The organism is Rhizobium sp. BK251 (assembly GCF_004345245.1).
Classification (GTDB): domain Bacteria; phylum Pseudomonadota; class Alphaproteobacteria; order Rhizobiales; family Rhizobiaceae; genus Rhizobium.
Genome location: NZ_SLUQ01000007.1, coordinates 239,789 through 252,880, shown reverse-complemented (window position 1 = coordinate 252,880; position 13,092 = coordinate 239,789). Strand labels below are relative to the sequence as shown.

Below are 13,092 nucleotides of genomic sequence, written 5' to 3'. Positions count from 1 at the left end.
CTTAGTTCGTGGCGGTCAGGTCGACCGGGAAGAACAGCGTCTCGCCGGAGGAGTCGCTGACGCCGTCGTTGTCGGTGACGGCAAAGGGCTTGCCGGCGGCGTCGAAGGCGAAGCCTTCGAGCTTGTCGAGGACGTAGCCGTTCGTGGCGCTCTTCAGGTCGCCGATGAAGTCATGGGCTTCCGTCTTCGTCACGACAGGCAGCTTTTCGCCGAGCTTGGCAGGCTTCAGGTCGGCGATCGCCACCTTGTAGAGCTTCTTCAGCTTCGCCTGGTCGCCGACGAGGTTGTCGCGCTCGATGATGTAGAGGCTGTCGCCGTTGGCAGTGACTTCCGAAAGGCCGACCCAGCCGCTCTCCGACTTGTCGAGCGGATAGTGCACGGCACCCCATTCCTTCTTCTTCGGATTATAGGAGACGAGCTTTACGAAGCCCTTCTCGTCGTCGTTCCATTCGCGCTGAACGGCCATCCACAGCGTCGCGTCGTCGCCGGAGCCGACGACCGTGACGCCCTCGAAGCCGTAGCGGATTTCGTTGGCGAGCAGTTCCTTCGGCAGGGCGATCTCGGCCTTGATGTCGCCCTTGGCATTGACGTTATAGAGGGCGTGCGGAACCAGCCGGTCCGTATAGCCTTCCGACGCCAGCCAGAACGAACCGTCTTCGGCAACCGCGATGCCTTCGATGTCGAGCTTCTGGGCCGGAGCGCCGTCACGCTTGACGACGAGCGCATCGGTGATGATGGCAGGCTTCTTCGTCGCGTCGATCGTGTAGATCGTCGGCTGCGAGCCGAGGACGCTGTCGCTGACGGCATAGAGCATGCCCGGCTGGCCGGGAACGGCGGCAAGGCCTGAAAGGGCCGCGAAGCCGATCGGGTTGCCGTCCTTCTCCGCCGAAACGATCTGCGGATAGGCCTTCTCGCCTTCGCCGCGCTCGTAGATCATGACGTGCGAACGCGGGCCGCCATCTTCGCCGAGATCGACCTCGTTGGCTGTGGCGAAGAGATTGCGCTGCGGAATGGCGATTGCGCCTTCCGGCGAAACGCCCGACGGCAGGATCTGCAGCAGTTCCGGCTCGGCACCGGTGTCCTTGTAGACGCCGACCACCGAGGCGCGCTCGGCGAGCAGGAAGAAGAGGTTGTCGTCGCCGAACCTGGCGGCTTCCAGGCCTTCCGGCTCGACGCCCTTGGCGGAGGAACGGCCCTCCGGATAGTGGCCGAGATGAGCAACGGCGCGCTCGAAGGCGCTGCCGGACTCGTAGACCACCTTGCCTGTCTTGTCGAAGATGGTGAAGCCGCGCGAGCCGCCTTCGTAGTCGCCTTCGTTGGCAACGACGAGACGGTTGTCGTCAAGCCACTTCACGGCGTCGGGCTCGCGCAACACGCCCTTCTTCTCGCCGGTGAACTTCAGCGCGCCGTCCTTCTTCGTGTCGATGCCGGAGAGGTCGACGCTGCCGGCCGAGAAATGCGTCTTCACGGCGCCGGTCGCACCGTCGAGGATGATGATCTCGTTGTTTTCTTGCAGCGTCAGCGCGATCTCGTTCTGGCTGTTGAAGGAAACGAATTCGGGCTCCGGATCTTCGGCGGCAACGCCGGAAAGACCGGTCAGGGCGATGTGCTTGATGGTGCCGCAATCGACGCTGCCGTCGGTCTTGACCTGGAAGATCACGAGGTCGCCGGCGGGCATCTGCGGAATCTTGCCGTCATTGACGTCTTCGTCGCGCTCGTTCTCGATCGCGATGGTGCCGAGCGTCTTGTCCTTGTTGAGGGCGATCGAATCCGGCTGGCCGCCGAGATCGCAGGTCGCGTCGATCTTCTTCGTCGCAATGTCGACGATCGCGAGGCGGCCCGAGGGGTTCTGCTTGCTCTCGCCGGTGTTGACGGCGACGAGCGCCTTGCCGGCAGCGGTCGTGACCGAGGTCGGCTCGCCATCCATCATCAGCGCGCCGCCGGCCTTCGGGGCCTTGGCATCGGTGATGTCGACGAAGCCGATCGCGCCGAGCGGGCTGTCGCTGTAGATCAGCGTGTTGCCGTCTTCGCTGGCAGTGATGATTTCGGCCGAAGTGGTCGAGAGCTTGTCCTTGTCGGCCGGCAGGTTGGTTGCGACCGGGAAGGAAGCGATGCGATTGAAGACGGGTTCGGCAGCCGCCGGAAAAGCAACGGATGCGAGAAGCACTGCAGCGAGCGCCGCCTTGCGCGATGAAATGGTCATGAAATCCCCCATGTGTCGAACAGTCGAAACATGGGGGTTTTGAGGCAATGCGATGACAGGCAAATGACAGGCAGCGCGTTTTTCGTATCAGCCTGGCCTAGGCGGGAGAACGCTCCCGCCGCATCTCGTTTCGCATGATGAAGAGCGACGCCATGAGGATCAGTGCGGCGCCGAGCCAGAGATAACCCGACGGCGCATAGCCGAAGACCAGCCAGCCGGCCAGGACGTTCAGGGGCAGCTTGAGATCGTCGAAGGGCTGCACATAGGCAGCGTCCGCCGAGCTGTATGCAAGCGTCAGGAAATACTGAGCAACGACGGTGATCAGGCCGGCGGCGACGAAGACGCCGAGCGTGATCCCTTGCGGTACTTCGAACCCTGCGGCAAGCGCCAGCCCGCCATTGATGGGCGTCAGCAGCACAAGGAGCCACACCGTGATGGTCTCCGGCCTTTCGATGTCGGTAAGGCTCTTCGTGATCAGCGAAGACGCACCCCAGAAGAGCGCCGAGAGGATCGGCAGTAACGCCGCCGAGGTGAATGCGTCCGACCACGGCTGCAGAATGATCATGGCGCCCGCGAAGCCCATGGCTGTCGCCGCCCATCGCGCCGGGCCGACGCGCTCTCCGAGGAACAGGCGGGCGCCGAGAATGATAAAGAACGGCGAGGTCATCACGAGCGCGATCGCCTGCCAGATCGGCACGGATGCCAGACCCGCCACCCAGGCTTCGACGCCGAGGGCGGCAAGTGCCACGCGCACGACATGGCGCCAGGGGTAGTCCGTCCGCATGGCCGATAGTCCGACCTTCCTCAGGAAGGGCAGCGAGAAGACGAACGCGAAGGCATATTGCCAGAAGGCGGCCGAAGCGGCGGGGAAGCCGAGCTTCATCGTCACCCATTGCGTGACGATGTTGAGAGCGGAAAAGGCGATGCCGGCAAGCACCATCCAGGCGGCACCCGCCATGGCGCGCGACGAGGAAATACGAAGGGAAGTCTGATTCATGTCATTCATCCGAAACAAAGGACCAACACAAATCAGGACGCATGAGCGCAAAGCATTGCCGGGCAGTATCCTGCCCCGCGTGCCACGCGATCATTCTCTTTCATCCGGACTATACCGTCGGCTCCGGAGTTGCACCGGATCTGCTGACCCTTCCGCCGCTATGGCGAAAGGCGCTCGCGGGCTTGGGCAATGCCCTTACCGCCGGTGGGGACTTTCACCCCGCCCTGAGAACGGAAAAATCCGTAAATCAAAGACGGCGCCCCTGCAAGGCCGCCCGAAATGCAAAAAGGGTCCGGCAAAGCCGGACCCCCAAAAGCCGCGCCACCCTCGCCGACGGATTGCCGTCGCGATGGGCGCCGAACGAGAAGGCGATCAGCCGTTGACCGAGTCCTTCAGGCCCTTGCCAGGCGTGAACTTCGGCACGTTGCGAGCCGGAATATCAACTTCGGCGCCAGTCGACGGGTTGCGACCCTTCGTGGCTGCACGATGAGAAACGGTGAAGCTGCCAAAGCCGGCGAGACGGATGTCGCCACCCTTCTTCAACTCAGCCTGGACGGTGTCGAAGAGTGCGTCGACAGCCGACGTCGCGTCTGCCTTGGTCAGGCCCGACTTCTCCGCCACTGCGGCAACGAGTTCATTCTTGTTCATGTTTCCACCCCTTTCTAAACGGTATGAAACGACTCAATCTAAAAGCTAGGCGCAGGATGCACGTGATCAGGCCCGCCGCAAACCCAAAAGCCCTGCAAATCAAGGAAAATCAAGCGTCTCGAAGAGGTTTTCACAAAAAAGGCTGGCGTTTCCGCCAGCCTTTCCAGAGGTTTTGCGCGTTTTAGGCACAAATGTGGCAAACACAGCTCAGTGAGCTATGGTTGCACCGGTTTCGTCGAGACCTTCAACGGTCGCAATGACCGGCGTTTCCACCGTGCCATCCCACTCGATCGGCTCGGGCCGGCGAACGAGCGCGTGCTTGATCACCTCGCCCATCCGCGAGACCGGGATGATCTCCATGTTGTTCTTCACGTTGTCCGGAATCTCCGCCAGATCCTTGGCGTTCTCTTCCGGGATCAGCACCTTCTTGATGCCACCGCGAAGCGCTGCGAGCAGCTTTTCCTTCAGGCCACCGATCGGCAGGACACGGCCGCGAAGGGTGATTTCACCGGTCATGGCGACATCCTTGGAAACAGGGATACCGGTCATGATCGACACCATTGCAGTCGCCATCGCCACGCCGGCCGAAGGACCGTCCTTCGGCGTTGCGGCCTCGGGCACGTGGACATGGATGTCACTCTTGTCGAAGAGCGGCGGCTGGATGCCGAAATCGACGGCGCGCGAGCGGACATAGGATGCCGCAGCCGAAATCGATTCCTTCATCACTTCCTTCAGGTTGCCGGTGACCGTCATGCGGCCCTTGCCCGGCATCATCACGCCTTCGATCGTCAGCAGCTCGCCGCCGACTTCCGTCCAGGCAAGACCGGTAACCACACCGACCTGGTCTTCACGCTCGGCTTCGCCGTGGCGGAAGCGCGGAACGCCCAGATATTCGTCGATGTTGGCCGCAGTCACGTGAACGGACTTCGTCTTGCCCTTGATGATCTCGGTGACCGCCTTGCGGGCGAGCTTCATCAATTCGCGTTCGAAGCTACGAACACCTGCCTCGCGGGTGTATTGCTGGCTGATCGCCATCAGGGCATCGTCGCTGACCGAGAATTCGTCCGGCTGCAACGCATGTTCCTTGATGGCCTTCGGCAGCAGATGCCGCTTGGCGATCTCGCGCTTTTCATCTTCGGTGTAGCCGGCGATACGGATGATTTCCATGCGGTCCATCAGGGGCGCCGGGATGTTCAGCGTATTCGCCGTCGTGATGAACATCACGTCCGACAGGTCGTATTCGACTTCAAGGTAGTGATCCATGAAGGTCGAGTTCTGCGCCGGATCGAGAACTTCCAGCAGGGCCGAAGACGGATCGCCGCGATAGTCCTGGCCCAGCTTGTCGATCTCGTCGAGCAGGAAGAGCGGATTGGACTTCTTCGCCTTCTTCATCGACTGGATGACCTTGCCGGGCATCGAGCCGATATAGGTGCGGCGGTGACCGCGGATCTCGGCTTCGTCACGAACGCCGCCGAGCGCCATGCGGATGTACTCGCGGCCGGTCGCCTTGGCGATCGACTGGGCGAGCGAGGTCTTGCCGACGCCCGGAGGACCGACGAGGCACAGGATCGGCCCCTTCAGCTTGGTCGAACGCGCCTGCACGGCCAGATACTCGACGATGCGCTCCTTGACCTTGTCGAGGCCGAAGTGATCCGCTTCGAGGATCTTCTCGGCATTGTTGAGGTCGGCCTTGATCTTGGACTTCTTGCCCCACGGAATGCCGAGCAGCCAGTCGAGATAGTTGCGCACGACGGTGGCTTCCGCCGACATCGGGCTCATCTGGCGCAGCTTCTTCAGCTCGGCTTCCGCCTTTTCGCGGGCCTCCTTGGAGAGCTTCGTCTTGGAGATGCGCTCCTCCAGTTCGGCCATCTCGTCGCGGCCTTCCTCGCCGTCGCCGAGCTCCTTCTGGATCGCCTTCATCTGTTCGTTCAGGTAGTACTCGCGCTGGGTCTTCTCCATCTGGCGCTTGACGCGCGAGCGGATGCGCTTTTCGACCTGCAGTACCGAGATCTCGCCTTCCATGAAGCCGAGAGCCTTTTCAAGGCGGCCCTTGACGCTGGTGGTTTCCAGCATCTCCTGCTTCTCGGTGATCTTGATCGACAGATGCGAGGCAACCGTATCGGCGAGCTTGGAATAGTCGTCGATCTGGCTGGCGGCGCCCACCACTTCGGGAGAAATCTTCTTGTTGAGCTTCACATAGCTTTCGAATTCCGAAACTACCGACCGGCTCAAGGCTTCGAGTTCGACCGGATCGTCCTCGGGCTCCTCCAGCACGTGGCCGAGCGCCTCGTAGAAATCCTCGCGGTCGGTGTACTGGTCGATCTCGGCGCGAGCGCGACCTTCGACCAATACCTTGACGGTGCCGTCGGGCAGCTTCAGAAGCTGCAGAACGTTGGCCACGGTGCCGACCTTGTGAATTGCGGAAGGTGCCGGGTCATCATCACTGGCGTTGATCTGGGTCACGAGCATGATTTGCTTCTCGGACCCCATGACTTCTTCCAGCGCGCGGATCGACTTTTCCCGTCCTACGAACAGCGGCACGATCATGTGGGGGAAAACCACGATGTCGCGCAACGGCAAAACCGGATAGGCAATGCTGCTCGCAACAGACGTTTTCTTCGTCATATCATTTCCTTTCCATCCCGTTACCGGGTTCTTCTGCCCGGCACGCTTGGGACCGACCGAGCTTCTCACTTGCATAAGAAGTGGAGCTTCGGACTATCTATTTCAAGCCAACCCAATCGCCGCCTTCCGCGAACGTGACGATTGCGTGACAAATGTATACTCTCGCAAAATGCCCCGCCTGCCTGTATCCACGCTTACCCTCCTGAACGGGCTACACAAACACAACTGATCATGGCCACAGGTCATTTTGTGGTCGCCCGCATGCGACAATTCGTACCGGCGAACCGGTCGCTTCGAACCCCACCCGCAGACCTTAACAGCATGGCAAGACCTTTTTCAAATGGAAAGGGGCCTGCCAACGGCAAGCCCCCACCAATTGCTGAAACCGTACCCATTCAGGCCGATGCGTTGGCCTTCTCTTCGGCGCGATCTGCGTAGATGTAGAGCGGACGGGCGGAGCCGCGGACGACCTCCTCCGAGATGACCACCTCGCGCACGCCTTCGAGCGCCGGAAGTTCGAACATCGTATCGAGCAGGATCTTCTCCATGATCGAACGCAGGCCGCGGGCGCCGGTCTTGCGAGTGATCGCCTTGCGGGCGATTTCGCGCAGTGCGTCCTCGTGGAAGTTCAGCTCGATGTCCTCCATCTCGAACAGCCGCTGATACTGCTTGACCAGCGCGTTCTTCGGTTCGGACAGGATCTGGATCAGTGCGTCCTCGTCGAGGTCCTCGAGCGTCGCCAGAACCGGCAGACGACCGATGAATTCCGGAATGAGGCCGAACTTCACCAGATCTTCCGGCTCCAGTTCGCGCAGCACTTCGCCGACGCGGCGCTCGTCCTGTGCCCTGACCGTCGCACCGAAGCCGATCGACGTCTTTTCGCCGCGGGCCGAGATGATCTTGTCGAGGCCGGCGAATGCGCCGCCGCAGATGAACAGGATGTTCGTCGTGTCGACCTGCAGGAATTCCTGCTGCGGATGCTTGCGGCCGCCCTGCGGCGGTACGGAAGCTACCGTGCCCTCCATGATCTTGAGCAGGGCCTGCTGGACGCCCTCGCCCGAAACGTCACGGGTGATCGACGGGTTGTCGGACTTGCGGGAGATCTTGTCCACTTCATCGATGTAGACGATGCCGCGCTGGGCGCGCTCGACATTGTAGTCGGCAGCCTGCAGCAGCTTCAGGATGATGTTTTCGACGTCCTCGCCGACATAGCCGGCTTCGGTGAGCGTCGTTGCATCAGCCATCGTGAAGGGCACGTCGATGATGCGGGCGAGCGTCTGGGCGAGATAGGTCTTGCCGCAGCCGGTCGGACCGACGAGGAGGATGTTCGACTTCGCCAACTCCACGTCGCCGTTCTTGGAGGCGTGGGCAAGGCGCTTGTAGTGGTTGTGGACTGCAACGGAAAGGATCTTCTTCGCCTGCCGCTGGCCGATGACGTATTCGTCGAGGACCTTGATGATGTCCTGGGGCGTGGGAACGCCATCACGGGACTTGACCATCGAGGACTTGTTCTCCTCGCGGATGATGTCCATGCACAGCTCGACGCACTCATCGCAGATGAAGACTGTCGGTCCGGCGATAAGCTTCCGGACCTCGTGCTGGCTCTTTCCGCAGAACGAACAATAGAGGGTGTTCTTGGAGTCACCGCCGTTGCTGCCGCTGACTTTGCTCATATCACTTTCCTTCCAGCACGCCGCATTTCAGCTGAAATAGCGGCCAACTCAACGTGCCCGCCGGACATCGCTCCCATGGCAGGAGCTACCGCCGACCAAGCTCCCAGGGTACTAACCGAGCCCCAACCAACCATGACCGGGCACCTGGTGGCAACGACTTCCCCTTGTAATGCCGAATGCCATGTCACAAAAACTCAACATAGCATTAATACTTACTATTAGCGCGTTCCTCACCAGATTAAACCCCTTGTTCGATCACAATTGGGATAGAACTGTGGCGAGGAAAACACCATTACACACAACCTCAGGCTTCTGCGCCTTCGATCTCCGCACGCGACGTCAGCACTTTGTCGACGAGGCCCCATTCCTTCGCCTCATCGGCGGACATGAAGTGGTCTCGGTCGAGCGTCTGCTCTACTTCCTCGTAGGTACGGCCGCAGTGCTTCACATATACCTCGTTCAGGCGGCGCTTCATCTTAATGATGTCGCGGGCATGACGTTCGATATCTGACGCCTGGCCCTGGAAGCCGCCGGACGGCTGGTGGACCATGATGCGGGAATTCGGCGTCGCAAAACGCATGTCCTTGTCGCCGGCGGCGAGAAGCAGCGAACCCATGGAGGCAGCCTGGCCGATGCAGAGGGTGGATACAGCCGGCTTGATGAACTGCATCGTATCGTAGATGGCCATGCCCGCCGTGACGACGCCGCCGGGCGAATTGATGTAAAGCGCGATTTCCTTCTTCGGGTTTTCCGCCTCGAGGAAGAGAAGCTGAGCGCAAACGAGCGTCGCCATATGATCCTCGACGGGACCCGTCAGGAAAATGATGCGTTCCTTCAGAAGCCGCGAATAGATGTCGTAGGAGCGTTCACCTCGGTTGGTCTGCTCTACAACCATTGGCACCAGGGCCATAGCGGTATCGACTGGATTTCTCATGTGCGTCCTTTGCCAAACTCTCCCCGGCCCTTGACGCGCCGGGAATCAGATAAAAATGCCTTACCCCTACATAGAGTGTCACGGCCCTGCACTTCAAGACGCGCATAAGGATATCATTAAGGCGCGGCCCGGATCGGCAGACGGTTTAGGCGCGATTCTTCATGTCGACTGTCTAATTTGTTCCTCAAATATGTATTGCGGACACCTTCTTCCACAGGTTTCGATCTTGGCAGGATGAAGGAAGGGTGAAATTCCGCCCTCGCGCACGGACATGTGCCCGCGGGGCAATATCCTCCCCCCGGCAGCAATCAAATCTTTACCATTCCCATAAGAGATACTTCGCGACATGACCGGTCATCATGGCCAGCCAATCGAGGAGTCGATACTGCCATGTTCAACGTTCCCACGGGGCTGGCCATCTGGTGTTCGGAGGCGCTGACGCTGGCGCTCATTCTCCTCATGGTCTGGCGTCATGACCGCAAGACGTCCGCCTACCTCGCCTGGTGCGTCGGCTTTGCCTTGAGCGGCATCGGCTTCGGGCTGGTTGCGGCCCGCGGCATGATCCCCAACCTGCTCTCGATCGAGATCGCCAACGCCATCGCGCTGCTCGGCCAGTCCGGCTGGATCCTCGGCTTCCTTCTCCTCAGCGGCCGGAAATTCGCATGGTGGACCCTGTTGCCGGTCGCGATCTGGCTTGCGGGTGTTTTCCTGCCGTGGATCAACGACAGCTATCCGAACCGTGTCGCTCTTTATAATCTTGCCTCGACGGCGGGCGCTTCCGCGCTGGCGTTTGCCGCCCTGCCGATCACCGGCCGTCCCGGCAAGACGAGGCTGCAGCTTGCGACGATCTTCTCGATCCAAGCCTGCGTTTGCTTCACCGCGGCGCTCGCGATCGCCGTCACTCAGCCGAGCGTCCGCGACGCCGTCAATTATGGCGCAGCGGCAGCGCTCGCCTCGGCCTTCCTTCTCATCCTCGCCTTCGCGCTCAGCAGCCGGCTGATCATGGAGCGATCCGAGCGTCACCTGCGTGCGCTGATCGTGACCGATCCGCTGACAGGCATCCTCAACCGGCGCGGTCTTTTCGACTACTTCGGCCATGTCAGGGCACGCGCGCGACAATCGGAGGGGCAGGTCGCAGCCCTCCTCTTCGATCTCGACCATTTCAAGCGCATCAACGATCTGCATGGGCATCAGGTCGGTGACGCCGTGCTCGTCGAGTTCGCGCGCATCGTGGCACAGTTCATGCCGAAGGGCGGCAGCTTCGGACGACTTGGCGGCGAGGAATTCGCCGCCTTCGTTGTAATTCGCGACCAGGTCGAGGCCGAAGCAATTGCAGAACTTGTGAGAACCGAATTCACCCGGCTCCCGACGAAGGCGGGCGCTGTTCTCGTGCCCGCGACGGTCAGCGTCGGCGTGGCGATCGCGCCGGCCGACGGCGCCGATTGCGACAGGCTGGTCTCGGCCGCCGACCGCGCGCTCTATGCTGCAAAGGCGGCGGGCCGTAACTGCACTATCGTCTTCGGTGAGGCGGAGGCGGCCGCATCTGTCCCCTCGCCCGATCCGACAGGCGGTGACCTGGTGCCGACGCTGGAAGACCAGATCCACGCGCTGCGCCGCATCGGCAACCTGTCGCGGATGTAGTGCGCCATCGCTCCGTTCCGGACGAGATCCCCGCTTGGCGGCCCTGACCGAATATGTAGCCCGTAAAGCCCTTGGTCTCTTTTCCTGCCCCGCGACTTGGGCTAATCCTGCCCGCGATGACGATACCTCCGATGCTTTCCATAGATCCGCCCACGCGCCGCGTCTCCCTCGACGGTCGAGACCCGGCCTTCTACGGCGATCCGAATGCCGTCTACGCGGCGCTGCACGCCCATTGTCCCACCTTTTACTGGGAGGAGCAGAGGCAGTGGTTCGTCACCGGCTATGACATCGTGAACGGGCTGCTCCGCGACCGCCGCTTCGGTCGGCAGATCCTCCATATAGCCACCCGCGAGGAACTCGGCCTTGCCGAGCCGCTGCCGCATCTTGAAAACTTCGATCTCGCCGAACGCCATTCCCTGCTGGAGATCGAGCCGCCCGAGCACACGCGCCTGCGCACGCTCGTCTATCGCGCCTTCGTCTCGCGCCACGTAGAGCGGATGAAGCCGGAGCTCGAGGAGCTCGCCAACAGGCTGATCGACGGCTTCGAGGAAAAGGGCGAGGTGGAGCTGCTTTCCGCCTTTGCCGACGTCATCCCCGTCACCATGATCGCCCGCATGATCGGCATACCGGAGGAGATGGGGCCGCAGCTCCTGAAATGGTCGCATGCCTATGTGCGCATGTACATGTTCGGCCGCACCCGTGCCGACGAGGACGCAGCCGACCAGGCCGCCAAGGAATTCGCCGATTACGTCAAGAACGTCATCGCCGAGCGCCGGGCAAACCCGAGCGACGACCTCCTCAGCCACATGATCCATACGGAGCACAAGGGCCAGTTCCTCACCGAAGACGAACTCGTTTCCACGACCATCGTGCTCCTGAATGCCGGCCACGAGGCGACGGTCCACCAGATCGGCAATTCGGTGCGCGTCATCCTAGAAAGCGGACTTGATCCCGCAATGCTCTTCAAGGACGAGGCGACGACCGAACGCACCGTCGAGGAAACGCTGCGCATCGGTGCCCCAGTTCACATCTTCCAGCGCTGGTGCCTCGAAGCCTGCGAGATCGACGGCGTCGCCTTCAAGCGCGGCGACAAGGTCAGCATGATCCTCGCCGCCGCCAATCTCGATCCGGCGAAATTCACCGATCCGCTGACCTTCAGGCCGGACCGCAACGAGGCGCCGAACCTCTCGTTCGGCGCAGGCATCCATTTCTGCATCGGCGCACCGCTCGCCCGGCTGGAGCTCAACGTCGTCCTGCCGATCCTGTTTCAACGCCTTCCGCATCTCCGGCTCGCGCGAAAGCCGCAGGTCAAGGACGTCTACCATTTCCATGGTCTGGAGCGGCTGGACCTCGCCTGGCCGCGATAGTTATTTTTCGAGGCTCGGCAAAGGGTTCGCGTGCACTGTCCGATCGAGCGCAGCCGTGTAGCCCTCGCCGGTGATTTCGCGCAGCAACTTGCGGGCGATCGCCGCCGAATAGTCCGCGGGCGTCGCTATCGGCTCGATGAACGCGCCGGCCCCGCCGATCACCTCCTTGCGGAAATAGGATTGCAGGGCCTCCGGCGATGCCGTCTCATCCGGATCATACAATATGCTCTCCGCCAGCTTCCTGTAGACGATCGGCATGCCGTTGATGGTGACTCCCTGGGCAACCAGATTGTCGCGCATTGCCTGGAGGGGCGGCCCGCCATTGTTGATGCCGTCGCTGGAAATGTTGATGACACGGCGCTCGGCGACACTGCCGCTCCCGTAGAAGAGATGGGAGGCGAAGGCGAGCACGCCGCTTATCGACGTCCCACGGCGAAGCTTCGAAGGAAAGTTCTGCTCCAGGGCGATTGAAAACCGCCAGGCATCCTCCTCCGTCGCTATGACGGTCCAGGGCACGACAAGCCTCTGTTGCCGCTCGCCGCCCCATTCCACATAGGTAACCGCAATCCTGCCATGCCGGCCGCGGCGGATTGCCTCCACGACCTCGGGACGACGGAAGGCCTCCGCGAAGCCCTGCTGCTGCAGCGCCTTTTCCTCGGCATCCATCGAGGTGGAGACATCGGCGGCAATGACAAGCGAAACATCGAGGCTCTGGTCGCTTTCGGCGACGCGCGGGCAGGCCCCCGCGAGAAGAGCACATACGAGCAACAACGAGGCATGCCTCAACAGGGCGCTCTTTCCCTCCAACATGTCATCCCCCCACAGGAAAATCTGTTTCGGCTCATTACGCCGGCCCGGCGTTACTGCCGGGCGACGGCGTGTGATCTTCAATGCCAAGTATAGGAAAGTATCGCCCTTGTATTTTAGGACTTGTGAATATGAAAATGCCGCTCCCTGCGCCGGGCGTCAACCACCCCGCCGATCAACTCTGCAGCAAAATGCGA

The 13,092-nt window shown here is 61.4% G+C and carries 9 protein-coding genes and 1 riboswitch; of the genes, 2 read left to right on the top strand and 7 right to left on the bottom strand.

The genetic code is table 11. From position 1 onward, the window contains the following. Position 1: 1 nt before the first annotated feature. The 6 genes from EV286_RS19205 to clpP form a co-directional block, all read right to left on the bottom strand. Positions 2 to 2,215, bottom strand: a complete 2,214-nt coding sequence (locus EV286_RS19205) for an esterase-like activity of phytase family protein (protein ID WP_132958766.1) — start codon at positions 2,213 to 2,215, stop codon at positions 2 to 4. A gap of 85 nt (positions 2,216 to 2,300) precedes the next feature. Beyond that, on the bottom strand, positions 2,301 to 3,200 hold the full coding sequence (locus tag EV286_RS19200) for a DMT family transporter (RefSeq protein ID WP_132958765.1): 900 nt from the start codon (positions 3,198 to 3,200) through the stop codon (positions 2,301 to 2,303). 88 nt (positions 3,201 to 3,288) lie between these two features. Further along, positions 3,289 to 3,436: riboswitch (FMN riboswitch) on the bottom strand. A gap of 136 nt (positions 3,437 to 3,572) precedes the next feature. Next, a complete protein-coding gene (gene hupB / locus EV286_RS19195) occupies positions 3,573 to 3,848 on the bottom strand; it encodes a DNA-binding protein HupB (protein WP_132958764.1) in 276 nt (91 codons plus the stop codon). Between the two features lie 207 nt (positions 3,849 to 4,055). Beyond that, positions 4,056 to 6,473, bottom strand: coding sequence for an endopeptidase La (gene lon / locus EV286_RS19190; protein ID WP_132958763.1), 2,418 nt, complete (start codon positions 6,471 to 6,473; stop codon positions 4,056 to 4,058). A gap of 395 nt (positions 6,474 to 6,868) precedes the next feature. Next, positions 6,869 to 8,146, bottom strand: a complete 1,278-nt coding sequence (clpX, locus tag EV286_RS19185) for an ATP-dependent Clp protease ATP-binding subunit ClpX (RefSeq protein WP_132958762.1) — start codon at positions 8,144 to 8,146, stop codon at positions 6,869 to 6,871. 304 nt (positions 8,147 to 8,450) lie between these two features. Then, positions 8,451 to 9,080, bottom strand: coding sequence for an ATP-dependent Clp endopeptidase proteolytic subunit ClpP (clpP, locus tag EV286_RS19180; RefSeq protein WP_132958761.1), 630 nt, complete (start codon positions 9,078 to 9,080; stop codon positions 8,451 to 8,453). A 390-nt stretch (positions 9,081 to 9,470) separates the two neighbouring features. Between clpP and EV286_RS19175 the strand changes: the two genes are divergently transcribed. Beyond that, entirely contained in the window at positions 9,471 to 10,721 is a 1,251-nt protein-coding gene (locus EV286_RS19175; RefSeq protein WP_132958760.1) for a GGDEF domain-containing protein, read from the top strand. Between the two features lie 116 nt (positions 10,722 to 10,837). Continuing rightward, positions 10,838 to 12,088 (top strand): cytochrome P450, encoded by a 1,251-nt coding sequence (locus EV286_RS19170; protein WP_132958759.1) that lies wholly within the window; start codon positions 10,838 to 10,840, stop codon positions 12,086 to 12,088. Here the strand turns inward: EV286_RS19170 and EV286_RS19165 are convergent, their stop codons facing one another. Continuing rightward, the gene (locus EV286_RS19165; protein WP_132958758.1) at positions 12,089 to 12,898 is read right to left on the bottom strand and encodes a DUF1194 domain-containing protein; all 810 of its coding nucleotides are present in this window, start codon (positions 12,896 to 12,898) and stop codon (positions 12,089 to 12,091) included. Positions 12,899 to 13,092 lie beyond the last annotated feature (194 nt).